The organism is Nocardia sp. CA-145437, assembly GCF_050956485.1.
GTDB lineage: Bacteria > Actinomycetota > Actinomycetes > Mycobacteriales > Mycobacteriaceae > Nocardia.
The window spans coordinates 7,033,942-7,059,372 of sequence record NZ_CP191204.1 but is presented as its reverse complement, the minus strand read 5'-3'; the positions used below and the strand labels follow the sequence as shown (position 1 = coordinate 7,059,372).

The following is a 25,431-nucleotide window of genomic DNA, read 5'->3' as shown; positions in this document are numbered from 1 at the left end:
CCGGTCAGGGCGCGGTGCGGTCGCTGCGCGGGTCGATGAGGATCTTGGCGTGGTGCTCGGGGGAGGCGAGGGTGGCGAAAGCGGTGTCGATACCGTCGAGGCCCACGGTGCCCGTGATCAGCGGTGACGGGTCCACCTTGCCGTCGGCGATCATGTGCAGGGTGTCGCGGAATTCGCCCGGGTCGTAGCCGAGCGCGAAGCGCAGCTCGATCTCCTTGTTGATCGCGGTGGCGGGATGGAACGCGTCCTGCTGCATGCACACGCCGACGACCACGACCCGGGTCAACGGCGGTGCGGCCGTGAGGATCTGGTCGATGATGCCGGGGACACCGACGCATTCGAAGACGACCGGACCGGAGGGCCCGCGCTGGAGCGTGTGGGCCGCGCGGAACAGGTACCACCACGGAACAGCGGGGATGCGGCGCAGGCGTTCCATGGCGTCGAAGCCGAGGTTGAGAATGTCGGCGGCGCCCGTGATGCGGGACTTCTTCGGAGTCGACTCCCACGGGGACGCGGTGGCAGGGTCGACCACCACGTCGGCTCCGCAGGCCGCGGCCAGTTCCCGGCGGCGGGGGGAGAAGTCGCTGGCGACGACGGTGTGGACGCCCGCGGCCTTCGCCATGGAGATGACGGCCAGGCCGATCGGCCCGCAGCCGATGACGAAAGCGGTCTGGCCCTTGGTGATCCGGCTCTTGCGGACCGCGTGCCAGGCCACGGCCATGGGTTCGGTGAGGGCCGCGTGGTCGGGGGAGAGGCCGTTGGGGACCGGGAAGGTCATGGGTTCCTGGATCAGGACCTGTTCGGCGTAGCCGCCCGGCGCGTGCACGGACAGTCCCGTCAGTTCGGGCTGCCGCCCGGTGCGCAGGATCGGCAGGGCGACCACCGGGGTGCCGGGCTTCCAGCGCCGCCGGGTGCCGGGACCGTATTCCACGATCTCCCCGGTGAATTCGTGACCCATGACGACGCGCTGTTCCGACCGCATGAACCGGTCGTAGCCGGTGGCGGCGGCCACGTCGGCGAGTTCGTCGCAGTGCAGGCGGGCGTGCAGGTCGGAGCCGCAGATGCCGCAGCGGGTGACGGAGATGAGCACTTGGCCCGGCCCCGGCACGGGAGTCGGGAGGTCCTCGACCTGGAATTCGCCCTTACTGACCACGGCCGCGCGCATGACTGGCTCCTGTCGGAAGTCGGTGATTCGTCTGAATTCTTCCCCGGAAGCGGCCGCCGGTCGGAGGAATTCCCCGAACCGGCGGCCGGCGCGCGTGGCGGTCAGACCCCGACGAGGTCCTCCTCGGCCGCCATCTCGTGCTGTTCGAGCCGGGTGTCGCGCGGCAGCGCCAGGAATCCGACGCAGACCAGGGCCATCAGCCCGATACCCCACCACAGCGTGTACTCGAAGGTGTGCGCGAAGTTGACCGCATTGGCGTCTTCGCCCGCCCGCGTCAGGATCCCGCCGATCGCGGGGTCCGCGGGAGCCGACTGGCAGCTGGGCGGAACCACCGATGGATCCACCGCACCGGAGCGGTCCCGCACGCAGGCGGAGAAGCCCGCGAGAATCTGCTCCCGCGCACCGTCCGGCACCCCGGCGGTGGCCAACTCCGTGCGGGTCTGTGCCGCAACGGAATCCACGCCGCGCGCCGAGTCGTGATCCAGCTGCCCGAAGAACAGGATCCCGACCAGCGCCACACCCAGCGCCAGCCCCAGCTGCTGTCCGGTGTTCAGCAGCCCGGACGCGGCCCCGGCCTCACGGTCGGGAATCTGCCCGAGCAGCATGTCGATGGTCGGCGCGACCACGATGCCGAATCCGATACCGGTCACCACCAGCGGGAACACCATCTGCCAGGAGGCGAAATCGGATTCGTACCGGGTGGCGAGCGCACCGTAGAGGGCGAATCCGCCCGCGGTGATCAGCCCGCCGCCCAGCAGCACCCACTTGCCGAACCGCGGCGCGAGGGTGCTCACCGAGACGCCCGCCCCGATGCCCGCGCCGACCGCGAAGAACGCCGAGGTGAGTCCGGCCCGCATGGGCGACCAGCCGAGCCCGGCCTGCATGAACAGGGTCCAGATCAGGAAGAATCCGCCGAATCCGATCCAGAACAGCAGCCAGCTGGCCAGGCCGACCGTGAACGGCCGCGACCGGAACAGCTCCAGGTCGATCAGCGGCGACCCGGTGGTGCGGGCCCGCCACCGCTCGTAGACCAGGAAGGTCGCGAAGGTCACCGCCGCCGCCCCGATCATGACGAAAGTCCAGGCGGGCCAATCCAATCGGCGGCCCTCGGTGAGCGGGTACACCAGCAGCAGCACCGCGGAGATGGCCAGCGCCATGCCGATGATGTCCAGCCGCGGCGCGTGCGTGGACCGCGAATCCCGCATGACGACGGCGGCCGCGCCCAGCGCGAGCAGCCCGACCGGCACGTTCACCAGGAAGATCGGCCGCCAGTCCAGGTCGAACAGATTCCACTCGACGAGCAGCCCGCCCAGTGACAGCCCGACCGCCGACGCGGACCCGCCGACCCCGCTGTACACGGCGATCGCCTTGGCGCGCTCGTCCTTCGGGAAGGTGACCCGGATGATGGCCAGGATCTGCGGCACCATGAGCCCGGCCATCGCGCCCTGCACGAACCGGGAGCCGATGAGCATGCCGGGCGAGGTCGCCAGGCCGCAGGCCAGCGAGGCCGCGGTGAATCCGGCGACGCCGATCAGGAACAGGCGTTTGCGGCCGTAGATGTCGCCGAGACGGCCGCCGGTGATGAGCACCGCCGCGAAGGACAGCACGTACGCGGCGATGATCCATTCGATCTGCGAGTAGGCCGCGCCCAGGTCCTTCTGGATGCTGGGGACGGCGACATTGACGATGGTGACGTCGAGCAGGTCCATGAATCCCGCGGCCAGCACGACGGTGAAGGCGATCCAGCGGCGTGGATCGAGGGTGGGGGTGTTGTCGGTATCCACTGCGAACTCTCTTCGATTCGGTGTGGGTGGAGGTCCGCTTCAAACTATGCACCTGAAGTGATTATCAATCAAGAGGGCAATCATGGCTCGGGCATTGCTGTAGTCTGTGCCGGTGACCGATGCCGATCCCCAGCACTCGCCGCTGTTCGAAAGTCCCGCATTCCTCTTGGGACAGTTGGGATCGCATTCCGCGTACCGGTTCGATCAGCTGCTCGCGCCCCTGGGGATCAAGCCCCCGCAGTACGGCACACTGCGGCTGCTCGAGGCCAATGACGGCCGCACCCAGCAGCAGCTGTGCGACACGCTCGGAATCCACCGCAATGTCATGGTCAGCCTGATCGACGCCCTGGAGCAGCGGGGTCTGGTCGAGCGCCGCCGCCACCCCGCCGACCGTCGCGCCCACGCCGTGCATCTGCTGCCCGCCGGCCGCGAGGCCATCGCCCGTGCGGCCGAACTCGCCGAACAGCTGAACGCCGAGTTGCTGGCCCCGCTCGAACCGGAGGATCGGCCGCGGATGCTGGCCATGCTGCAGCGCCTGGCCGTCGGCAACGGCCTCACTCCGGGCGTCCACCCAGGTCTGACGATGAAGCCGGGCACCCTGCCGATGTATGACCCAGGTCACAGCTGAGGGCTGTCACAAGCCGCTCCGGCGCGTGTCCAACCAGGTGTAGGCAACTCACCCGGAAGGACACCACGATGGCCACCATCGACGTTCTGGACTCGTTCATCAACTACACCGACACCGGCAGCGGTCCCGTCGCGGCCGGGACCGTCCCCGTCGTCTTCCTGCACGGCAACCCGACCTCGTCCTACATCTGGCGCGATGTGATCCCGCACGTGAGCGGTGAAACCCGCGTCTTCGCACCGGATCTCATCGGCATGGGCGCCTCCGGCAAGCCGGACAGCGACTACCGCTTCGTCGATCACGCCCGCTACCTGGACGCCTGGTTCGAGGCTCTGGGCCTGGACCAGGTCGTCATCGTCGGCCACGACTGGGGCGGCGCGCTCGGAATGGACTGGGCCGCGCGCCATCCCGAGCGAGTGCGCGGGATCGCCGTGGTGGAGACCTTCCTGCGTCCCATGAGCTGGTCGGACATGCCGCCGCAGGGCGCGGAACTGTTCCGCCGCTTCCGTTCCCCCGAGGGTGAGGAGATGGTGCTGGAGAAGAACATGTTCATCGAGTTCAACCTGCCCGCCTCGACCCGCACCCTCACCCCGGAGGCGCTCGACGCCTACCGCGCGCCGTACCCGACGCCGGAGTCGCGCAAGCCGATGCTGGTGTGGCCCAGGGAGTTCCCGCTCGACGGCGAGCCCGCCGACGTGGTCGCCATCATCGAGAACTACGACGCCTGGATGGCGGACAGCCCGGAGGTGCCCAAGCTGCTCATGCACGTCAAGGACGGGGTCGGCCTGGGTTCGCCGGAGGCGATGGAGTGGGCGGTGCGCACCTTCGCGTCCGCCGAGCTCGCGAACATCGGCCCGGCCGGGCACCACTGCCCGGAGGATCAGCCCGACGCCATCGGCCTGGCTGTCGCCGGTTGGTTGCGCGCGCACGCTCTGCTCACCGCGCCCGCTGTCGCCTGAGTGGCGGCCGGCCTGACGGCCCCGCGATGTCGGACCCGGCCCCTATGCTGGCGGTATGGAGACCGGATCGGAGATCGACGAGCGCGATCTCGTCGCGCGGGCCGTCGGCGGTGATCGCGCCGCCGTCGCGGATGTGGTTCGGCTGCTGCAGGATCCGATCTACCGGCTGGCGCTGCGCATGGTGTGGCGCCCCGCCGACGCCGAGGACGCCACCCAGGAGATCCTGCTGCGCGCGGTCGGCAATCTGGCGAGCTGGCGGGGCGAGGCCAAGCTCACCACCTGGGCGTACCGCATCGGCGTCAACTATCTGCTGAATCTGAAGCGGCAGACGCCGCAGGAGCAGCGGCAGCTCAGCCTCGACGAGTTCGGCGAGGGACTGCGGGACGGCTTGGCGGAGGAGGACTATCGCGGTCCGGAGGCCACGCTGCTCACCCATGAGGTCCGCCTCAATTGCAGTCAGGCGATGCTGCAATGCCTGGGGCGTGACGAACGAGTCGCGTACGTGCTCTCCGATGTGTTCGAGGTGAACTCGGAGGAGGCGGCCTGGATCGTCGGCGCGACACCGGCCGCGTATCGGAAACGGGTGGAGCGGGCCAAGAAACGGCTCGGCAACTTCCTGCGGTCGACGTGTGGCCTGGCGAATCCGCAGGCGTTCTGCCGGTGCTCGCGGCGGGTGGAGAAGGCCGTCGACCTGGGGCGGGTGGATCCGAAGCGCCCGGCCTTCGCCGCGCACCCGGTGACGCCGGGCGGGCGGAGTGTGGCGGAGGCGGAGCGGCAGATGATCCGGCTGCACGACGCCGCGGCCGTGCTGGGCGCGCACCCGGATTACGCCGCGCCGCAGGCGAAGATGGAGGCCATCGCCGGGCTGCTGGCCTCGGGCCGGTTCCCGCTCCTGGAGTGAGGTTCGCTCCGGGATGAGGCTCGGTCAGGAGAGCGACGCCGAGGTCCCGTACTTCATTTCGTACGCCCACGGCGCGAGTTCCGCGGTCACGTCCGACAGCTCGGGGGTGGCGTCGCAGTCCGAACATTCCAGGCGCAGGGCGACTTTCCCGCCGCATCCGGTGTGCCGGTAGGTGACCGGCGGCCCGTCCGGCGCGGCCCAGCGGTCGCCCCATTCGGTGAGCGCCAGGATGACCGGTTTCAGGTCGAGTCCCTTGTCGGTGAGCAGGTATTCCGGATGGCCGCCGTTGGTGCGCTGCTCGAAGATCCCGGCCTCGACGAATTCGGCGAGCCGCTTGGTCAGGATGTTCGGCGCGATGCCGAGCGCGCGCTGGAACTCGGTGAACCGGGTCATGCCCGCGAACATGGCATTGCGCACGATCAGCAGGCTCCAGCGCTCGCCGACCAGTTCCAGCGTGCGCGCCGCCGAGCAGACCTCCCCGTCGTACATGCGTCCCAACATGACTCCAGGGTGACTTATCCGCTTGTGTGATGCAAGCAACAACGCTATCGTCATGAAAGTAAGTTCTCGCGAGACAGTCCTCATCAACCCGCTGACCCCTGAGAGAAGAGTCGGGACCTGCCATGACTGATCAGAACTTCACCACCTCCATCACCGTCGACCGGACCCCCGCCGAGGTCTTCGCGGCCGTCCTGAACGCCCGCGGCTGGTGGTCGCCCGGTATCAAGGGCGGCACCGAGCGGTTGGGTGACCGTTTCGTCTTCGAGGCTCCCGGTGTGCACCGCAGCGAGATCGAATTGACCGAGGTGGTGCCGGACGAGCGCGTGGTCTGGCTGGTGAAGGACAATTTCATGTCCTTCATCGAGGACCAGACCGAATGGGTGAACACCGAGATGCGCTTCGATATCGCCGCGACCGACGGCGGCACCGAACTCACCTTCACCCACGTCGGCCTGGTGCCGGACTACGAGTGCTACGACGCGTGCTCCCCGGCCTGGACCTTCTACATCACCGAGAGCCTGCGCGACCTGGTCACCACCGGCGTCGGCCAGCCCAGCGAGTTCCCGGGCCAGGTCGAGGCCGAGGCCGCCGCCGCGGCGGCCGCGCAGAACTGAATCGGAACCGAGCGGGGTCAAATCAGAACTCCGCCAAAAGCTTTCGCGCGAGAGGCACCACCTGTCGCGCGAAACGCTGCACCTGGTCGACGTCGAACCCGGGCGGCCAGTAGATGAAGGTGTCGAATCCGCCCGTGTGCGCGAGGTTCGCGATGATGCTCGCCCATTCTTCGGGCGATCCGTGAATCGGGTCGGTGCCCTGCGGATTCGGGTGCAGCGCGCGGTCGCTGACCACTCCGGGCAGTGCGGCCAGCCGGGCGATGGAGCGGGGGTCGCGGTCGTGCGCGCGGGCGGCGGCGTCGATGCGGGTATTGGCCGCGGCCCACTGCTCCCACGGCAGCCAATTCGGCAGTGGCGCAACCCATCCGTCGGCGGTCGCCCCGATCAGGTCGAGGGCGTGCGGGCCCATGGCTCCCAGCCAGATCCCGATCCGATGCCTGGGCGCGGGTCCGCCCTCGATCCCCTGCACCGTGTATTCGGTGCCGACCACCGACACCGGTTGTCCGGGCCGCCATTCGGCCCGGATGATGGCGATGCCCTCGGCGATGGCCATGAGCGCGGCCCGGCCTTTGCGGGCGGGGCCGCCCATGGCCACCACACCGCTCTCGAAAGCGCCCGCCCCCAAACCCAATTCGAAGCGTCCGCCGCTGAGGATGTCGAAGGTGGCGGCCTGTTTGGCGAGCATGGCGGGTGTCCGCAGCGGCAGGTTCGCGACCCCGGGATAGAGGCTGACCCGACCGGTCGCGGCGAGGCAGGCCCCGATGACCGCGAAGGCGTCGCCGAACTGCGCGTTGTACGGGTGGTCCTGGATGCCGACCAGATCGAGTCCCTCGGCGTCGGCGGCGAGGGCCATGTCGATGACGTCCGGCAGCGCGGACGCGACGGGCGGGATCGAAATACCGAACCGGGCCTGCATAGAACCTCCTCTACCAGGGGAAATCCATACTTCTGATCTTCGTGGGCCACCGAGCGCAACCCCGGCATTTCGGACCTCGACACGCATCTCGGGCGTGTCCGTGGGTATGCCGGGAAGAGAGGAGGCGATGCCGATGACCGCGCAGGACACCGTGCGCACGCTGCTGGCCCGGGCCGGGACCGGTTATGCCGCCGAGGCCGGAATCCGGCTGGCCGACAAGCCCGCGCCGCTCTACCAACTCCTGATGCTGGCCCAGCTGCTCAGTACCCGGATCTCGGCCCGCATCGCGGTGGCCGCCGCCCGGGAACTCCGCGAGTCCGGCTACACCACCCCCCACCACGTCGCCGTGGCCGAGTGGTCCGATCTGGTCGCCGCGCTGGGCCGGGCGCATTACGTCCGCTACGACGAATCCAACGCCACCCGCCTGATCGCCAATGCCGCCGAGCTGATCGATCGGTGGCACGGCGATATGCGCGGGCTCGCAATCGAATCCGGGCACGACCCCGCCGCCCTGGCCGAGCTGCTCCAAGGTTTCCGGGGCATCGGCCCGGTCGGCGCGGACATCTACCTGCGCGAGGTGCAGGACACCTGGACCTGGCTCCGCCCCTATTTCGACGAGCGGGCCCGTCGCGGCGCGCGTGACCTGGGCCTGCCCACCGATCCGTCCGCCCTCGCCGCCCTGGCTCCGGCCGGCCGCGACGCCGAACTGGCCGCGGCCCTGGTGCGCGTCACACTGGACCACGGCCTGAAGGACGACCTCCGCATCGGATGAGCCACCCGACTCGGGCGTAGATGATTCGGGCGTGGATAAGGCGCGCGACCGGACCGGAATCCGTCTACGATCCCCGCGTGAGCTCGAAAACGTCCGGATCGGCCGGGGATTCGCCCGCGGCCGGGCGGATGCGGGCGCGGGACATCGACCGCGTCAACGCGCGGACGCTGCTCGACGCCGCCTACGCGGAGGGTGAGCTCGGGGCCGACGAATATCACCAGCGGTCCGATCAGGCCCAGTCCGCGCAGACCCTCGGCGAATTGCAGCGGCTCATCGCCGATCTGCAGCCGAGCACCAAGACCGCCGACCTCACCCCCGCGCGCAAGTGGTCGCGGCGGCCCGCCTCGGGCGGTTACCCGCCGCGGACGCGGGCCCGCGACGCCGATCGGCAGGCCACCTGCGTCCTGCTCGACGCCGCGCTCGCGGACGGCCAGCTGACCACCGCCGACCACCGCACCCTCACCGAACTGGCCGGCGAGGCCCGGACCCTCGGCGATCTGTCCCAGCTCACCGACGATCTGCAGCGGCACGCCGACGCCGCCCCCGACCCGGTCCCGCCGAAGTCGCGGCGCGAGATCTGGTTCGCCGCCGGCGTCGCGGCGATGAGCATCGCGGTGGCGGTGGGCACCTTCCTGGCCGTGGCCCGCCCGGCCACCCCGCCCGCCGGGCCGCCCGCGGTGGACCTCGGCATCATCCAGCCGCTGGTGCTGCCCCGGCCGAAACTCACCGAGGCCGAGGGCATCTCCTACTTCCGTGACGTCTACCGGGCGAAGTTCGGCGACACCGTGCTCGACGAGGTGGACTTCTACCCCGGCTACGCGGTGTTCACGCGCGCGCCGCAGGCCAATCGGAAGGTGCACTACAACTACTTCGGCGGTTTCGACCAGACCGACCAACCCCAGACCCGGGACCCGAAGACCCCGACCGTGGACCTGGCGGCCTTGAACGTGCAGGCTGTCGCGGCGCTGGCGGCTCAGGCTCCCGCCTTCACCAAGGTCGATCAGGGCGTGGTCAACTACATCGACATCCAGGGCAGCGGCACCGGGCCGGTGGTCCGGATCTACGTCGGCAACCAGGCCAAGGAGACCGGCTACGTCGAGGCCGCCCTCGACGGCCGGGTCACGCGCACCGTGGCGTTCGGGGGATAGGCGAGACCATGGCCGACGCACGTTCCCGGGGAGTCCGGGCCCGCGACACCGATCGCGTGGACGCCTGCACCCTGCTCGATTCGGCGCGCGACGCGGGCGAGCTCACCGAGGCCGAACACGCGCACCGGACCGCGAAAGCCATGGCGGCCAAGACCTTCGGCGATCTGGACGCGGTACTCGACGATCTGCAGATCCCGGCCAATCTGGTGAATTCGCCGGTGGTGCGGGCGAATCGGCGCGGCCCGTCCACCCGCTGGAAGGTGGCGGCCGCGATCGTGGTGGCGGCCGCCCTGCTGGGTGCGTTCGCGGGCTGCGTGGCCCGGGTCGCCACGCCGAAGCCGGATCTGCCGGATCCGACCACGGGTCAGGGCCTGGCCAGTTTCGTCGAGGCCTACAAGGACCACTTCGGCGATACCAAGGCCGACGAGGTCACCCTGTTCCCCACCTACGCGGTCATCGAGCGGCGTCCGGCGGATCCGAACGCGCCGCGGGACGACTACTACCGCTACGACGGCAGTTTCCGGAGCACCGGCGACATTCCGCGGTCGCCGGGCACCGACATCATCGACCTGTCGGTCCTGGATCTGAAGAAGATCGCGGGCCTGCTCGCGGGCGCGCCGAAGTCGGCGGGCGTGCCGAACGGCCGGATCAGTCACATCATCATCGGGCGCGGGAAGGACGGCGGGCCGATGGTGACGGTGTACGCCGTGGACGGCGCCAAGTCCGGCTACATCAAGGTCACCGCCACCGGTGAGCCGATCATGCTCAACTGGCCCTCCTGATCGGTCACGATCCGGATCCATCCGTGGTTCCCGACCGGCCGGTATGGACACAATGGCAGAGCCCGCGCCTCGACCGCGGGCGTCGGGCCGCGCCCGCTCCCGAAGAAATTTTCTGTGACTCGTGGAATAGATGACGCGCGCCGCCCGTTGGGACAGGTCAGCAAGGTTGAGCGAGTTGGACTCAAGTTAAAGTTGCGCACCGCCGCCGGCGGAGGCAGGATTGAGCCGACCACGCTCAGTGTCACTGAGATGTAGTGCCAACTAGGAGGAATCACCATGGCTCGTGCGGTCGGTATCGACCTCGGGACCACGAACTCTGTCATCGCCGTTCTCGAAGGCGGCGAGCCGGTCGTCGTGGCCAACTCGGAAGGATCGCGGACGACCCCCTCGGTCGTCGCGTTCGCCAAGAACGGTGAGGTGCTCGTCGGGCAGCCCGCCAAGAACCAGGCCGTCACCAATGTCGACCGCACCATTCGGTCCGTCAAGCGCCACATGGGCGAGGACTGGTCGGTCGAGATCGATGGCAAGAAGTACACCCCGCAGGAAATCTCCGCGCGCACGCTGATGAAGCTGAAGCGCGACGCCGAGGCGTACCTCGGTGAGGAGATCACCGACGCGGTCATCACCGTCCCCGCCTACTTCGAGGACGCGCAGCGCCAGGCCACCAAGGAGGCCGGGCAGATCGCGGGCCTGAACGTCCTGCGCATCGTCAACGAGCCCACCGCGGCCGCGCTGGCCTACGGCCTCGACAAGGGCGACAAGGAACAGACCATCCTGGTCTTCGACCTCGGCGGCGGCACCTTCGACGTGTCCCTGCTCGAGATCGGCGAGGGCGTCGTCGAGGTCCGCGCGACCTCCGGTGACAACCACCTCGGTGGCGACGACTGGGACGAGCGCATCGTCGGCTGGCTGGTCGACAAGTTCAAGGGCACCTCGGGCATCGACCTGACCAAGGACAAGATGGCCATGCAGCGCCTGCGCGAGGCTGCCGAGAAGGCCAAGATCGAGCTGTCGTCCTCGCAGTCGACCTCGATCAACCTGCCCTACATCACCGTGGACGCGGACAAGAACCCGCTGTTCCTCGACGAGCAGCTGACCCGCGCCGAGTTCCAGAAGATCACCTCCGATCTGCTGGACCGCACCCGCAAGCCGTTCCAGTCGGTCATCAAGGACGCCGGTATCTCCGTCGGCGACATCGATCACGTTGTGCTCGTTGGTGGTTCGACCCGTATGCCCGCCGTGTCCGACCTGGTCAAGGAACTGACCGGCGGCAAGGAGCCCAACAAGGGTGTGAACCCGGACGAGGTCGTCGCCATCGGCGCCGCCCTGCAGGCCGGTGTGCTCAAGGGCGAGGTCAAGGACGTCCTGCTGCTCGATGTCACCCCGCTGTCGCTGGGCATCGAGACCAAGGGCGGCGTGATGACCAAGCTCATCGAGCGCAACACCACGATCCCGACCAAGCGCTCGGAGACCTTCACCACGGCCGACGACAACCAGCCGTCGGTGCAGATCCAGGTCTTCCAGGGTGAGCGTGAGATCGCCTCGCACAACAAGCTGCTCGGATCGTTCGAGCTGACCGGCATCCCGCCGGCCCCGCGCGGCGTGCCGCAGATCGAGGTCACCTTCGACATCGACGCCAACGGCATCGTCCACGTGACGGCCAAGGACAAGGGCACCGGCAAGGAGAACACGATCAAGATCCAGGACGGCTCCGGCCTGTCCAAGGAGGAGATCGACCGGATGGTGAAGGACGCCGAGGCGCACGCCGCCGAGGACAAGGCGCGTCGCGAGGAGGCGGAGACCCGCAACCAGGCCGAGTCGCTGGTGCACCAGACCGAGAAGTTCATCAAGGACAACGAGGACAAGGTCCCGGCCGACGTCAAGACCAAGGTCGAGGCGGCCATCGCCGAAGCCGACGACGCGCTGAAGGGCACCGACATCGGGGTCATCAAGACCGCGGTGGAGAAGCTCGCCACCGAGTCGCAGGCGCTGGGCCAGGCCATCTACGAGGCCTCGGCCGCCGACCAGGCCGCGCAGGGCAACGGCGCGGGCGCGCCCGAGTCCGATGACACCGTCGTCGACGCCGAGGTGGTCGAGGAGCCGGAGAAGAAGTGACGAACCAGAACCCGGACAACATGGTCGATCCGGCCACGGGTGAGGTCTTCGAGGCCGCGGCGGACACCGCCGCGGCCGCGGGGGCCGAGGGGACTCCCGAGGTCAGCGAGGACGTCCTCGCCGACGCGATCACGGCCGAACTGGCCGAGCGCACCTCCGATCTGCAGCGCCTGACCGCGGAATACGCCAACTACCGCCGCCGGGTCGAGCGGGACCGCAAGGTCACCATCGACACCGCCAAGGCCGCGGTGGTCAGCGAACTGCTGCCGGTGCTCGACGATCTGGACCGCGCTCGCGCGCACGGTGACCTGGACAACGGCCCGCTCAAGTCGGTCGCCGACAAGCTGGTCACCGCCCTGCAGAAGCAGGGCCTCGAGGAATTCGGTTCGGAGGGTGAGCCTTTCGACCCGACCCTGCACGAGGCCGTGCAGCACGAGGGCAGCGGTGCGGACCCCGTGCTGGGCATGGTGATGCGCAAGGGCTACCGCTTCGGCGATCGCGTGCTGCGGCACGCGCTGGTCGGCGTCACCGACGGTGTGGCGGATCTGTCTGCGGCGCAGCCGGATTCGCAGAACGCTGGCACCGATGCCGCTGGCACTGATTAACAGCAATCGGACGCACCCCGCGTCCTCGACAACACCGACGCCTCCGGCGTCACCGACAACACAGAAAGGAGGAGATGCCCGGTGAATCGAGAGTGGCTCGAGAAGGACTTCTACAAGGATCTGGGTGTTTCCTCCGGCGCCAGCCAGGACGAGATCAAGAAGGCCTACCGCAAACTGGCCCGAGACCTGCACCCGGACAAGAACCCCGGGGACAGCAAGGCCGAGGAGCGGTTCAAGGCTGTCAGCGAGGCGAACGCCGTGCTGTCGGATCCGGAGAAGCGCAAGGAGTACGACGAGGCCCGCAAGCTGTTCGCGGGCGGCGGTTTCGGCCGCGGCGGATTCCCGCCCGGGGGCGGCTACGGCCAGCCCGGCGGCGGGTTCTCCGGTGGCGAGTTCAACCTGGGTGACATCTTCGGGGCCGGCGCCGGTGGCGCGGGCGGCGCGGATGGCGGCCTGGGCGACCTGCTGGGCGGACTGTTCAATCGCGGCGGCACGCGGGCGTCCTCGCGTCCCCGGCGCGGTTCGGACGTGGAGACCGAGACGACCCTCGGCTTCCGCGAGGCCGCCCAGGGCGTGACCGTCCCGCTGCGCATGACCAGCCCGGCCGCCTGCACCACCTGCCACGGCAGTGGTGCCAAGCCCGGCACCAGTCCGCGGGTCTGCCCGCACTGCAACGGGGCCGGCGTGGTCAGCCGGAACCAGGGCGCGTTCGGCTTCAGCGAGCCGTGCGAGGACTGCCGGGGCACCGGGTCGATCATCGACGACCCGTGCGTCGACTGCCGCGGCTCGGGCATCCAGAACCGGACCCGCACCATCACCGTGCGCATTCCCCCGGGCGTGCGCGACGGGCAGCGGATCCGGCTGGCCGGTCAGGGTGAGGCGGGCCTGCGCGGCGCGCCTCCGGGCGACCTGTACGTCACCGTGCACGTCAGTCAGGACAAGGTCTTCGGCCGCAATGGCGACGACCTGACCCTGGTGCTGCCGGTCTCCTACGCCGAACTGGTGCTGGGCACCACGGTGTCGGTGCCGACGCTGGACGGCCGCGTGGGCGTCAAGGTGCCGCCGGGCACCGCCGACGGCCGTACCCTGCGGGTGCGCGGGCGCGGTGTGCCCAAGCGTGACGGCGGCGCGGGTGACCTGCTGGTCACCGTGAAGGTCGCGGTCCCCCAGAAACTGGACGACGATGCCACCGAGGCGCTCCGGCGCTACGCGGAGGCGGAGAAGACCAGTGGATTCGATCCCCGTGCGGGATGGGCAGGTGCGTAATGAGTTCCGATCCGAAGCAGACCGAGGCCCAGTACTTCCTGATCTCGGTGGCCGCGCAGCTGGCGGGCATGCACGCCCAGACGCTGCGCACCTATGACCGGCTGGGTCTGGTTACGCCGCAACGCACGTCGGGCGGCGGGCGGCGCTACTCGAACCGGGATGTGGAGCTGCTCCGCGAGGTGCAGCGCCTGTCCCAGGACGAGGGCGTGAACCTGGCCGGCATCAAACGGATCATCGAACTCACCAACCAGGTGGACGAGCTGCAACAGCGGGTGAGTGAGCTGGCCGCCGAGGCGGAAAGGCTGCGGGCCGGGTACCGGCCCGCGCACCTGACCCCTCAGCCCAGCACCGCTCTCGTGGTGTGGCAGCCCCGAAACCGGCGTAAGCCGCAGTAGGGCAAGACAAGCCGGAAGGCGGTGTCCCGAGTGGGCGCCGCCTTTCTGCTGTCCGGATACCGCTTGCCGACGTTCGCCCGGTTGCGATTGTTGCGGCCGATGTGCTGAGTTGCGACAGAGAACTGTGTGATTGGCGAAGTCCGGTGGGGCTGTTTATAACAAACGGACCGGTAGGTTATTGATTGCTGCCGATCGTGAGTTTTGTCCGTATGCTGCAGGGGAATTCATGGCCTGACGTAGTTGCGGCGGGATCGCTGTTTTCCTGAGTCTTGCAAAACGGATCAGCCATAATCGACGACTGAAAACCCGTGTCGCACGGCGTTTTCCAGTTGATCAGTCGGTTTTCGGCTCGGAAGGCCCGCAACGTTCACGTTTTCGAGGAATAAAGCGCCTGTTATTGAAACGTCCCGTTCCGTTGCTGGCTAACCTCGCTTACACTTGCTTGGCAACGGCTGCTGTCGAGTGTCCCGCAGCACTTCACTCGCCGGTCACGCCTGCGTTCGATTGCGAAATGGGGTTGTGACACAAATGGATTCGCGGACCGTCGCATTGATAAGAACAACGTTCAAGGCGGTTGCTGCGGAAGAAGGTGGCCCCGAGAAACTCGCGCGGTCGTTCTACGCCATCCTCTTCACGGAGTACCCCCACGTGCGGGACTTCTTCCCCGCAGCCCTGGACGCCCAGCGCGACCGGCTGGTGAAGGCCATCGCCTACGTGGTGGACCGGCTGGAGGAACCCGACCGGCTGCTGCCCTTCCTGGCGCAGCTCGGCCGCGACCACCGCAAGTACGGCGTGGTGGCCGATCACTATGCGGCCGTGGGGAAATCGCTCAAGAGCGCGCTCGAGGCCTACGCGGGCACCGAGATCTGGACCGACGAGGTCGGCCGCGCCTGGGACGAGGGCATCGGCATCATCGCCGGCACCATGATCAAGGCCGCCGACGGCGAGACCACCCCGCCGGTGTGGACGGGCACCGTCATCGAGCACCGTGAAGTGCTGCGCAACCTGGCGGTCGTGCGCCTGAAGCTGGATCAGCCCATGCAGTACGCGGCCGGTCAGTACATGAGCGTGCAGATCCCGTCCCGTCCCCGCATGTGGCGCTACCTGTCCCCGGCCATCCCCGCCAACGCCGACGGCGAACTGGAATTCCACATCCGCGGCGTCACCGGCGGCTGGGTCAGCCCGGCCATGGTCGGGCACAGCCGGGTCGGCGAGCAGTGGCTGATCGGATCGCCGCTGGGCGGTCTCGGCGTGCCCCGCAACACCCGCCGCAAGATGCTGATGATCGGCTGCGGCACCGGCATCGCGCCGCTGCGCGCCCAGCTCATGGCCATGACAACGCGACGGTCCAACCCCAAAGTGGACCTGTTCGTCGGCGGCCACTACCCGTGCGACCTCTACGACCTCGAGGTGCTCAGCCAATTGGCCTGCGCCAACAAGTGGCTCTCCGTGCACCCGGTCACCGAGTCCACCGAGAACCCGTGGTGGCACTTCGACAATTCCGAGGAGACCCGCGAATACCCGGGCCTGCAGCCGCGGGTGGTCGGTCAGATCGGCAAGATCGTGGCGAGCCACGGCTCCTGGGAGGACCGCGACGTGCAGATCGTGGGAGCCCCGTCCATGGTGCAGACCACCAAGTTCCGGCTCATGGCGGCCGGCACCTCCACCGAGAACATCCGCCACGACCCGCTGTTCTGACCCGCTTCTCCGGGACTTCGGCGGGCGGCGAAGCGCCGTGACCGTTTTCCGTATCCGCGCCGGCAACTGTCAAAAGCCCTCGTAGCGAATGGATTCGGCCGGCGCGCCGATGGCGACGAGCTGGTCGATGGTGTTGCGCACCATGGCCGCGCCGCCGCACACCAGGATCTGGTGGTGGTCCAGCGGGCCGAACCGTTCCGGGATGTCGGCGATGGTGCCCGGCATCATCTCCTCCGGGCGGAAGCCGATGTCGACGCGGCACTGCTCGTACCAGGTGTCGACGAAATCCGGGTCGTACTCGTCCTGCACCACGGGAACCACGGTGAGCCAGGGCATTTCGCCGGTCAACAGGTAGAGCATGTCGGAGGCGTACAGGTCGCGCGGGTAGCGCGCCCCGACGAACAGGTGGGTGCGCGGCGGCTGTTCGCGGCGCGCGAGATCCAGCAGCAGCGCGCGCATCGGCGCCAGCCCGACCCCGTCGGCGATCATGACCACCTCGGTGGCGTCCGGCTCGACCGCCAGCCAGCCGCCGGGCGCGCTGATCCGCCATTCGTCACCGGGATGGGAGTCGGCCACGATGGAACCGCTGCACCATCCGCCCGGCACGGTCCGCACATGGAACTCGAGCTTGCCGTCCAGCGACGGCGGCAGCGCGGAATACATGCGGCGCACCATGTTCGGATGCTGCGGCGTGCGCACCTCCACCGACTGTCCCGCCGCGAACGGCACGAACTCGCCGATCAACCGCACCACCGTGGTGTCCTCACGCAACCGGTGCGCACCGACCACCGTGGCGGTCCACTCGGTCTGCGCGTCCACAGGAATGGCGCCGGTCTCATCAGGGCCGATCGTCAAAACAACTCCTGCTCTGTGCCATTTGCCTCCGCTTCGCTTCGGCGGGTTCGCGGCCGGGCGGGTGGGCTGTGAGTGGTTGAAACCGAGCTCGCAGTGGCACAACGAATTTCGTAACTATCACACCGGGTCTGAGCTTATCGCCGACTCGGGGGCTCCCACCGCGAGCAGGGCTCGCTTGGTGTCGGCGATCATGCGGGCCGAACCGGCGATCTGGATCTGCCGATCCGCCCAGGCGCCGAAGCTGGCCACCACCGCACCGAGGTTCCCGATCAGCCGCCGGTGCATGCCGAAGGGGGGATCGGCGGGCGGGTAGGGGTGCCACCAGGGGTTGGTCTCGTTCTCACAGACCGGGATCACCGTGAGCCACGGATTGGACTGCGAGAGCTGCCACATGTTCTCCACGTCGTAGAGGTCACACGGGTAGCGGCCGCCCATGAACAGGTGCACGCGCGGGTTGATGCCGCGCCGTCCCATCTCGATGAGCTGGGCCCGCAGCGGGGCGATGCCGGTGCCCGCGCCGATCATGAGCACGTCCTTGCGGCGGCTCAGGTCGACGTGCAGGCCGCCGAGCGGGGCGGCGATCATCCAGCGGTCGCCGACCTGGGTCTCGTTCACGATGCCGGGGCTGACCCAGCCGGTCCGGACCTTGCGCACGTGGAATTCGATCTCGCCGTACGGGTTGGTGGGGATGGCGGGCGACAGGTAGCGCCACATCTTGGGCCGCTGCGGGATGGCCACCGGCACGTACTGCCCGGCCTGGTAGGGGATCGGGGTGTCGGTCTGCAGGCGCACGATGGCCAGATCGTCCACCACCCGCCGGTGCCCGACCACGGTCGCCTCCCAATAGGGCTGCGACTTATCGGAATTCGCTCCGATGGCCATGGACGCCGAGATCAGGATGGTGATGTCGCGCCAGCCCGCCTCGAGCGGCCGCGACCAGTTCGCAACCCCGTTGTAGCTCCGGAAGGCATGCAGCAGGGCGCGCCCGGCGATGTCGTAGTGCGCCGCCTCCACCCCGTACTTGCGGTGGTCGCGGGCGAGTTGCTCCAGGAAGCGCTGGGCGCGATCCCAGTCCTCCAGGTTGTCGAGGACGAACGAGATGGCCGTGACCAACCGTTTCGCCTGCATGTCCATGGCGGAGGGGAAAAGTTCCCGCAAAGCGGGGATCTCCGCGAAAAGATGACCGTAGAACGCGCTGATCAGCCGTTCCGGCCCGTTGGGGGCCTCGACGACTGTCCGAAAGTTTGCGCGGACCAGCGCTGCCGAACGCGCATCCACGACGTCGAGCTTTCCTTCCTGTCCAACTACCCCGAACCGCCTGCTGCCAGGCGGCCCTCCGCGTCAAGTATCCCTTAAAACGCGGAGGTCGCACGGATATAGCCGGAGGTGGATCGATTTCCGTAACCCGGGGTTCAGATCACCAGCACCGTCTTGCCCCGCGCACCCGACGCGCCGATCATGGCGGGCGCGTCGGCCAGCGGCGGCAGATTGCGGATCGGCACCATCAGATCGCCGGTCGCGACCAGGCGCAGCAGTTCGCTCAATTCGGCCGTGCCGCCCCGGGATTCGAGGTTGCCGCCGGTGATGCCACGGGCCTTCAGATCCGCCTCGTCGGCCGATCCGATGGTCGAGTAGGCGTGGCCGCCCGGTTGCACGAGGCTCGCGTTGTCGGCGAACACCGGCGGTGGGCTGACCAGATCGAAGACCGCGTCGATGCCGCCCGGATCGGTGATCCGCACCGAATCGGCGACCGACAGCCGCGCCGCCTCGGCATGGGTGGGCGAGTCGGTGACGGTCGTGCGGCCGTAGTTCACCACCTCGGTCGCGCCGAGCCGGATCATGCGGTCGGTGTCGTCGGGCCGGGCGGTCGCGATGACGTGCGCCCCGGCCATGGCCGCCAGTTGCACCAGGTAGGAGCCGACGCCGCCGGACGCGCCGACGATCAGCACCCGCTGCCCGCGCTGGACCCCGGCCGCGTGCAGCAGGTCCAGGGCGGTGATGCCCGCGGTCGGCAGCGCGGCCGCGCGCACCGCGGTGACCTCGTCGGGGAGCTTGACCAGGGTGCCGCCGTCGGCGGTCACCACGTATTCGGCGAAGGTGCCGTGCCCGAGCGGCGGTGACAGGAACTTGCCGACCACCCGGTCGCCGATGTCGAAGTCGTCGACGCCCGCGCCCACCGCGCTGACGGTGCCCGCGCCGTCGACGCCGGGGATCATCGGAAAGTCGTGGGGGAGTTGGCCGTCCAGGAAGCCGTCGATGATCCGCTGGTCGACGGGGTTCACCCCGGCCGCCTCCAGGTGGATCTGGATCTGTCCCGGCCCGGCCTCCGGAACCGGCATGTCGGCGGGTTCGGGGGTGCCACCGAATTCTCGGACGACGATCGCGCGCATTGCTGCTCCATTCGTTCGGGCGAACCGGGATGGATGAGCTGGTGTGATGCGTCAACGAATGGGGCCATCGTACGCGTAGCGTGTGGAGGGGCTGCTGGTCGTGAGAGAAAGGGCCTTGGTCCCTGGTGCCGTCGCCGGAAATTGGTCAAACTTGAGCGGAACAGACTCAACTTCTACCGCGTTGTAGACAGCAACGACTAGTAGGAAGGTGACAGTGGACTCGTTCAATCCCACCACCAAGACCCAGGCGGCCCTGACCGCCGCGCAACAGGCGGCCTCGGTCGCCGGTAACCCGGAGATCCGTCCGGCTCACTTGCTGGTGGCGTTGCTGGATCAGACCGACGGCATCGCCGCACCCTTGCTCAAGGCCGTCGCGGTCGATCCGGCCACGGTCCGGCGTGAGGCCCAGGACATCGTGGATCGCCTGCCGCGCGCCACGGGGGCCACCACCACACCCAACTTCGGCCGCGAAGCCATCGCCGCGCTCACCTCGGCGCAGCACCTGGCCACCGAGCTCGGCGACGAGTACGTCTCCACCGAGCACCTCGTCTACGGTTTGGCCGCAGGCGATTCCGATGTCCAGCAGCTGCTGCTGAAGTACGGCGCGACCGCGGACGCGCTGCGCGAGGCGTTCACCGCCGTGCGCGGCAACGCCCGCGTCACCTCGCCCGATCCCGAGGGCTCCTACCAGGCCCTGGAGAAGTACTCCACCGACCTGACCGCCGCCGCCCGCGAGGGCAAGCTGGACCCGGTCATCGGGCGCGACACCGAGATTCGCCGCGTCGTGCAGGTGCTGAGCCGCCGCACCAAGAACAACCCGGTGCTGATCGGCGAGCCCGGCGTCGGCAAGACCGCCATCGTCGAGGGCCTGGCCCAGCGCATCATCGCGGGCGACGTCCCCGAATCGCTGCGCGGCAAGAAACTGGTGTCGCTGGACCTCGGCGCGATGGTCGCGGGCGCGAAGTACCGCGGTGAGTTCGAGGAGCGGCTGAAGGCCGTGCTCGAGGAGATCAAATCCTCGGCGGGGCAGATCATCACGTTCATCGACGAGCTGCACACCATCGTGGGCGCGGGCGCGACCGGCGAATCCGCCATGGACGCCGGCAACATGATCAAGCCCATGCTGGCCCGTGGCGAACTGCGTCTGGTCGGCGCCACCACCCTCGACGAGTACCGCCAGCACATCGAGAAGGACCCGGCCCTGGAGCGCCGGTTCCAGCAGGTGCTGGTCGGCGAGCCGTCGGTGGAGGACACCGTCGGCATCCTGCGCGGGCTCAAGGAGCGCTACGAGAATCACCACCACGTGCGGATCACCGACTCCGCGCTGGTGGCGGCGGCGACCCTGTCCGACCGCTACATCACCTCCCGGTTCCTGCCGGACAAGGCGATCGATCTGGTCGACGAGTCGGCCTCGCGACTGCGCATGGAAATCGATTCCCGCCCAGTGGAAATCGACGAGATCGAGCGCGTGGTGCGACGGCTCGAGATCGAGGAAGTGGCCCTGGCCAAGGAGACCGACGACGCGTCCAAGGCGCGCCTGGAGAAGCTGCGCTCCGAACTCGCCGACGACCGCGAGAAGCTCAACCAGTTGATGACCCGCTGGCAGAACGAGAAGCAGGCCATCGACGCGGTGTCGGTGCTGAAGGAGGAGCTGGAGTCGCTCAAGGGCGAGTCCGAACGGGCCGAGCGCGACGGCGACTACAACAAGGCCGCCGAACTCCGGTACGGGCGAATCCCCAAGCTGGAGAAGGAACTCGCCGAAGCCGAGGCCAAGGCGAAGACCGCCGCCGACGGTGACGTCATGCTCAAGGAGGAGGTCGGGCCGGACGATATCGCCGAGGTGGTGTCGTCGTGGACCGGTGTCCCCGTAGGTCGCATGATGGAGGGCGAGACCCAGAAGCTGCTGCGCATGGAGGACGAGCTGGGCCGCCGGGTCGTGGGGCAGAAGGAAGCCGTGCAAGCGGTGTCGGATGCCGTGCGCCGGGCGCGGGCCGGGGTCGCCGACCCCAACCGGCCCACCGGTTCCTTCATGTTCGTCGGCCCGACCGGCACCGGTAAGACCGAGCTGGCGAAGGCGTTGGCGGACTTCCTGTTCGACGACGAACGCGCCATGGTCCGCATCGACATGAGCGAGTACGGCGAGAAGCACTCGGTGGCCCGCCTGGTGGGCGCGCCTCCCGGCTACGTCGGCTACGACCAGGGCGGCCAGCTCACCGAGGCGGTGCGGCGCCGCCCGTACACGGTGGTCCTCTTCGACGAGATCGAGAAGGCCCACCCGGACGTCTTCGACATCCTGCTGCAGGTGCTCGACGAAGGCCGACTCACCGACAGCCAGGGCCGCACCGTCGACTTCCGCAACACCATCCTCATCCTGACCTCGAATCTGGGTGCGGGCGGTGATCGGGACACGGTCATGAACGCGGTGCGCCGCGCCTTCAAGCCGGAGTTCCTGAACCGGCTCGACGACGTGGTCATGTTCCACGCCCTCGACGAGGAACAGCTGGAGCGGATCGTCGACATCCAGCTGAACCAGCTGCAGAAGCGGCTCGCCCAGCGCCGCCTCACCCTGGACGTGTCCGACTCGGCCCGCTTCTGGCTGGCCGTGCGCGGCTACGACCCGGCCTACGGCGCCCGCCCGCTGCGCCGGCTGATCCAGCAGTCCATCGGCGATTCGCTCGCCAAGGAGCTGCTGGCCGGGGAGGTGCAGGACGGCGACACGGTGAAGGTGAACGTCACCCCGGACGGTGACACGCTCATCGTCGGCCGCTGACGTACCGAGATGAATGGCCCCGAGACAAGAGTCTCGGGGCCATTCGCACGAGAATCGGGGTCACAAGGGCCGCGAACAGCCGAAGCGAAGCGAAGGCAAATCAAACACAGCTCGAGTTCGCGGCTGGGTAGCCGTACTCCGCCTACCCTGGAGGCCATGACTGATCCGAGCGATCCGTGGTCGCGGCGGCCGGAACCGGGCTCCGCGGAGGGGCCCGCCGAGCAGGCCGTCCCCGGCGGCCACACCTCGGACAGCGCCGCGGCGTACGGGCCCACCGAGTCCATACCCGCCGGTCCGACCGACTATTTCGGGCAGCAGCCCGGGCCCGAGGCGACCCGGGTGTTCCCGCCCGCCGACGCCGGCTGGGGTGGGTACGACAGCGGCGGCGGTTACGAGTCGACGGCTGTCTACCCGGGGCAACAGGGGTACGCGCCCGCGGGGGCCTACGGCGCTCCGGGCTATCCGCCCGGCGCACCCGGCTATCCGGGTGGTGCGGGCATGCCGCCGCCGGGCGGCTACCAGCCCGCGGGTTTCCCGCAGAATCCGGCACCGCCCCCGCCGCCGCGCAAGACCACCATGTGGATCGCGCTGGGTCTGGCCGCGATCATCGCGGTCGCCATCGTCGGGGTGATCGTGGGCACGCTGCTGAGCAACAACGACTCGTCCGACAGCGCCGCCGGACCCAGTACCTCCGGTCTCGGCCTGCCCGCCTTCCCGGGCAATACGTCCTCGCTGCCGCTGCCCAGCGGCGTGCCCACGATTCCGGGCCTGGGCGATCTGGACCAGCTCGGCGCGGACATGGGCACCATCGCCTCCAACGACGGCTCGACGCTCACCATCACGGCTCTGTCCGGCAGCACGGTGACCGTGAAGACCGACGACAAGACGCAGGTAATCTCCCTGGGCAGCACCAAAGTCGCGGACCTGCCGGTCGGCGAAGTGGTGATGGTGCAGGGCGACAAGAACTCCGACGGATCCATTCAGGCGAAGTTGATCTTCAGCACGTCCCTGCCGAGCGGGACTCGATGAGCAAGAATGCTGTGGGCGTGCCGGGCATGACGCCCTCACTCTGGATAGGGTAGGCGGCGATGACGGCTATATGGTTCGGGCTGGCGGCGATCGCGCTCGTGGGTGCGATCGTGCTCCTCTATTTCGATCGGCTGCAGCGGCAGCGCACCGGGCATGTGCGACAGGTCTGGGCGAAATCCCAGGGCTATACCTATGTTTCGGTGGAGCCCGCGCTCGCCTCCACCTGGCGGCGCGGCGCGCTCGCCAAACTGGGCTACCTGTCCGCGGTGGACGTGGTGTCGGGTAACCGCAAGGGCGAGAAGTTCGTGCTCTTCGATCTGGAGGACGCCGCCACCCTGGTCGCGGTGCGCCGTCAGATCGGCTCGGACATCGATATCGACCTGCGGCTGAAAACCGCGGCGCCGCCGAAGGATCACGATCTGGAGCTGCTCGGCGCCATCGGCGACCGGGTGGTCTTCGCGACCAATCCCGATGTCGCGCGGCACGCGGTGGATCAGCGCATGGTGGCGTTCATCGAGTCGCTGCCCGACGAGGTGCAGCAGCTGTGGTCCGAGGGCAACTGGACGCTCGGCATGCTGCCGGTCGGCGCGGTCGCCAAGGACTGGGAGACCGCCATCGACGCGGTGTTGCGGCTGTCCGGCCTGCTGCACGTGCTGCCGCCGGTCATCAATGCCGAGCGGGGCCGCGACGAACTGCCCGAACCCGGTCGCTCGCAAGCGGTTCCCGGGGACGACGACTACGACGGCCACGACGAGTTCGGCGACTACGGTGACCAGGAGCGCGACCCGCGCGCCCAGCGTCCCGCCCGCGACGACCGCCCCCGTGACGACGCCGGCGACTACGACTCCCCGCTGGTCAGCGATATCGCCGGGGGCGGGGAACCGGACGGCGAGCCCGAAAGCTGGCGTCCCGCACTGAAAGTCGTGCCGGATCCGCGCAATCGCCCGCGCCGCAACTGGCCGCCCGCCCCCGAGGGCGAGCAGGACGGCTACGACGCCGACGGCCCCGACCACGAGGACCGTTGGGACGAGCCGGAATCCGGCGACCGGCGCGCCGAATCGGATCCGAACCGCGAGCCCGAGGAGGGCTGGCGCAGGGATCAGGGCCGTAGCGCCCCGCCCGGCGGACCCTTCCATCCGGGCTTCCGCCCCTACCAGGGACCCGCGCCGAGGTGACGCCTCGGCCGTGTCTACGCGCGGCGCGCCGCAGTCACAGGGTGTCTGCGCGAATTCGCCGCGTGTGGGTCGGCCAGGGACCAGAATGAGGGCGCAGTTCAGGTCATCGCCGACCACTCCCCGATCGTGCGAGTGATGGGCCGTCGATGACCGAAAGTTCCCCTGATCAGGTGCGCCTGCCGGGCGCCCGCCGTCCCGTGGCCTTGGTCACCGGGCCGACCTCCGGCATCGGCAAGGCGTACGCCACCAGGCTCGCCGCCCTCGGCTACGACCTGGTGCTGGTGGCGCGGGATGAGGAGCGGCTGGCCGCGCTGGCCCACGACCTGCGGGTGCGGTTCGCCGCACGCGCCGAGACGCTGCCCGCCGATCTGAGCCGGGCCGCGGATCGCGACCGGGTGGCCGCACGCCTGGCCGAGGGCGTCGAATTCCTGGTCAACAATGCCGGATTCGGCATGGCGGGTGAGTTCTGGACGCAGGACGCCGACGCCCTGCAGCACCAACTCGATGTGAACGTCACCGCTGTCGTGCAGCTCACCCGGGCGGCCCTGCCGCCCATGCTGCACGCGGCCAAGGGCACCGTGGTGAATGTGGCCAGCGTCGCGGGTCTGATCTCCGGGCGGGGATCGACCTATTCGGCCTCCAAGGCGTACGTCGTATCCTTTTCTCAAGGGCTGGCCGGCGGGCTGGCCGGAACCGGAGTCCGGGTGCAGGCCTTGTGCCCGGGATTCGTCCGCACCGAATTCCATGAGCGGGCCGGCATCGAGATGGCCTCGCTACCGCGACCCCTGTGGTTGAGCGTGGACGAGGTGGTGGCCGGTTCGCTGCATGATCTGGAGAGAGACCGGGTGATCAGCGTGCCCGGAAGGCAGTACAAAGCGATCGTCGCGATCGCCGGGCTCATCCCACGAACCCTGGTGACCCGCCTGAACCGGGGCCTGTTCAACGCACGCGGAAGGACATAGACAC

At 68.8% G+C, this 25,431-nt stretch carries 23 protein-coding genes; 16 read left to right on the top strand and 7 right to left on the bottom strand.

Going from position 1 to position 25,431, the window contains the following annotated elements; all coding sequences use genetic code 11:
• Positions 1 to 4 precede the first annotated feature (4 nt).
• Together ACQPYY_RS32715 and ACQPYY_RS32710 are read right to left on the bottom strand one after the other, a co-directional pair.
• Positions 5 to 1,165 (bottom strand): zinc-binding dehydrogenase, encoded by a 1,161-nt coding sequence (locus ACQPYY_RS32715; protein WP_433592132.1) that lies wholly within the window; start codon positions 1,163 to 1,165, stop codon positions 5 to 7.
• 101 nt (positions 1,166 to 1,266) lie between these two features.
• Complete coding sequence (locus ACQPYY_RS32710) at positions 1,267 to 2,949, bottom strand: DHA2 family efflux MFS transporter permease subunit (protein ID WP_433592131.1); 1,683 nt, start codon at positions 2,947 to 2,949, stop codon at positions 1,267 to 1,269.
• Positions 2,950 to 3,061: 112 nt separating this feature from the next.
• Between ACQPYY_RS32710 and ACQPYY_RS32705 the strand changes: the two genes are divergently transcribed.
• The 3 genes from ACQPYY_RS32705 to ACQPYY_RS32695 are packed head-to-tail and all read left to right on the top strand — an operon-like array spanning position 3,062 to position 5,434.
• Complete coding sequence (locus ACQPYY_RS32705; protein WP_379102503.1) at positions 3,062 to 3,577, top strand: MarR family winged helix-turn-helix transcriptional regulator; 516 nt, start codon at positions 3,062 to 3,064, stop codon at positions 3,575 to 3,577.
• Positions 3,574 to 4,533 (top strand): haloalkane dehalogenase, encoded by a 960-nt coding sequence (locus tag ACQPYY_RS32700; RefSeq protein WP_433594782.1) that lies wholly within the window; start codon positions 3,574 to 3,576, stop codon positions 4,531 to 4,533. The genes ACQPYY_RS32705 and ACQPYY_RS32700 overlap by 4 nt, the downstream gene beginning before the upstream one ends.
• Before the next feature lie 55 nt (positions 4,534 to 4,588).
• Positions 4,589 to 5,434, top strand: coding sequence for an RNA polymerase sigma factor (locus ACQPYY_RS32695; RefSeq protein ID WP_433592130.1), 846 nt, complete (start codon positions 4,589 to 4,591; stop codon positions 5,432 to 5,434).
• A gap of 24 nt (positions 5,435 to 5,458) precedes the next feature.
• On the opposite strand, the gene ACQPYY_RS32690 is transcribed toward ACQPYY_RS32695, so the two are convergent.
• Positions 5,459 to 5,935 carry a winged helix-turn-helix transcriptional regulator gene (locus tag ACQPYY_RS32690; RefSeq protein WP_379102499.1) on the bottom strand — a complete coding sequence of 159 codons (477 nt, stop codon included), beginning with the start codon at positions 5,933 to 5,935 and terminating at the stop codon, positions 5,459 to 5,461.
• Between the two features lie 122 nt (positions 5,936 to 6,057).
• Here ACQPYY_RS32690 and ACQPYY_RS32685 point away from each other — a divergent pair, with 122 nt between their 5' ends.
• Entirely contained in the window at positions 6,058 to 6,549 is a 492-nt protein-coding gene (locus ACQPYY_RS32685; protein ID WP_433592129.1) for an SRPBCC family protein, read from the top strand.
• Positions 6,550 to 6,571: 22 nt separating this feature from the next.
• Here the strand turns inward: ACQPYY_RS32685 and ACQPYY_RS32680 are convergent, their stop codons facing one another.
• On the bottom strand, positions 6,572 to 7,465 hold the full coding sequence (locus ACQPYY_RS32680; RefSeq protein ID WP_379102495.1) for an LLM class flavin-dependent oxidoreductase: 894 nt from the start codon (positions 7,463 to 7,465) through the stop codon (positions 6,572 to 6,574).
• A 133-nt stretch (positions 7,466 to 7,598) separates the two neighbouring features.
• Between ACQPYY_RS32680 and ACQPYY_RS32675 the strand changes: the two genes are divergently transcribed.
• From ACQPYY_RS32675 to ACQPYY_RS32640, 8 genes are all read left to right on the top strand, one after another.
• Entirely contained in the window at positions 7,599 to 8,237 is a 639-nt protein-coding gene (locus tag ACQPYY_RS32675; protein ID WP_433592128.1) for an endonuclease, read from the top strand.
• Between the two features lie 77 nt (positions 8,238 to 8,314).
• A complete protein-coding gene (locus ACQPYY_RS32670) occupies positions 8,315 to 9,385 on the top strand; it encodes a DUF1707 SHOCT-like domain-containing protein (RefSeq protein ID WP_433592127.1) in 1,071 nt (356 codons plus the stop codon).
• Positions 9,386 to 9,393: 8 nt separating this feature from the next.
• Positions 9,394 to 10,167, top strand: a complete 774-nt coding sequence (locus ACQPYY_RS32665; RefSeq protein WP_379102488.1) for a DUF1707 SHOCT-like domain-containing protein — start codon at positions 9,394 to 9,396, stop codon at positions 10,165 to 10,167.
• 276 nt (positions 10,168 to 10,443) lie between these two features.
• On the top strand, positions 10,444 to 12,282 hold the full coding sequence (gene dnaK / locus ACQPYY_RS32660) for a molecular chaperone DnaK (RefSeq protein ID WP_433592126.1): 1,839 nt from the start codon (positions 10,444 to 10,446) through the stop codon (positions 12,280 to 12,282).
• 20 nt (positions 12,283 to 12,302) lie between these two features.
• Entirely contained in the window at positions 12,303 to 12,887 is a 585-nt protein-coding gene (gene grpE / locus ACQPYY_RS32655) for a nucleotide exchange factor GrpE (RefSeq protein ID WP_379103688.1), read from the top strand.
• Between the two features lie 81 nt (positions 12,888 to 12,968).
• On the top strand, positions 12,969 to 14,153 hold the full coding sequence (dnaJ, locus tag ACQPYY_RS32650) for a molecular chaperone DnaJ (RefSeq protein ID WP_379102484.1): 1,185 nt from the start codon (positions 12,969 to 12,971) through the stop codon (positions 14,151 to 14,153).
• Positions 14,153 to 14,548, top strand: coding sequence for a heat shock protein transcriptional repressor HspR (locus ACQPYY_RS32645; protein WP_379102480.1), 396 nt, complete (start codon positions 14,153 to 14,155; stop codon positions 14,546 to 14,548). Before dnaJ ends, ACQPYY_RS32645 begins: the two co-directional genes overlap by 1 nt.
• Before the next feature lie 528 nt (positions 14,549 to 15,076).
• Positions 15,077 to 16,246: a globin domain-containing protein gene (locus tag ACQPYY_RS32640; RefSeq protein ID WP_379102478.1), complete on the top strand. Its 1,170-nt coding sequence runs from the start codon at positions 15,077 to 15,079 to the stop codon at positions 16,244 to 16,246.
• Between the two features lie 69 nt (positions 16,247 to 16,315).
• Here the strand turns inward: ACQPYY_RS32640 and ACQPYY_RS32635 are convergent, their stop codons facing one another.
• From ACQPYY_RS32635 to ACQPYY_RS32625, 3 genes are all read right to left on the bottom strand, one after another.
• Positions 16,316 to 17,101 (bottom strand): FAD-binding oxidoreductase, encoded by a 786-nt coding sequence (locus tag ACQPYY_RS32635; protein ID WP_433592125.1) that lies wholly within the window; start codon positions 17,099 to 17,101, stop codon positions 16,316 to 16,318.
• A gap of 117 nt (positions 17,102 to 17,218) precedes the next feature.
• Positions 17,219 to 18,379 (bottom strand): globin domain-containing protein, encoded by a 1,161-nt coding sequence (locus ACQPYY_RS32630; protein ID WP_357094304.1) that lies wholly within the window; start codon positions 18,377 to 18,379, stop codon positions 17,219 to 17,221.
• A gap of 134 nt (positions 18,380 to 18,513) precedes the next feature.
• A complete protein-coding gene (locus ACQPYY_RS32625) occupies positions 18,514 to 19,491 on the bottom strand; it encodes an NADP-dependent oxidoreductase (protein WP_433592124.1) in 978 nt (325 codons plus the stop codon).
• Between the two features lie 214 nt (positions 19,492 to 19,705).
• Here ACQPYY_RS32625 and clpB point away from each other — a divergent pair, with 214 nt between their 5' ends.
• The 4 genes from clpB (at position 19,706) to ACQPYY_RS32605 (ending at position 25,427) form a co-directional block, all read left to right on the top strand.
• On the top strand, positions 19,706 to 22,261 hold the full coding sequence (gene clpB, locus ACQPYY_RS32620) for an ATP-dependent chaperone ClpB (protein ID WP_433592123.1): 2,556 nt from the start codon (positions 19,706 to 19,708) through the stop codon (positions 22,259 to 22,261).
• 156 nt (positions 22,262 to 22,417) lie between these two features.
• Positions 22,418 to 23,290: a DUF5666 domain-containing protein gene (locus ACQPYY_RS32615; RefSeq protein ID WP_433592122.1), complete on the top strand. Its 873-nt coding sequence runs from the start codon at positions 22,418 to 22,420 to the stop codon at positions 23,288 to 23,290.
• A 59-nt stretch (positions 23,291 to 23,349) separates the two neighbouring features.
• The gene (locus ACQPYY_RS32610) at positions 23,350 to 24,465 is read left to right on the top strand and encodes a hypothetical protein (RefSeq protein ID WP_433592121.1); all 1,116 of its coding nucleotides are present in this window, start codon (positions 23,350 to 23,352) and stop codon (positions 24,463 to 24,465) included.
• A 146-nt stretch (positions 24,466 to 24,611) separates the two neighbouring features.
• A complete protein-coding gene (locus tag ACQPYY_RS32605) occupies positions 24,612 to 25,427 on the top strand; it encodes an SDR family NAD(P)-dependent oxidoreductase (protein WP_433592120.1) in 816 nt (271 codons plus the stop codon).
• Positions 25,428 to 25,431 lie beyond the last annotated feature (4 nt).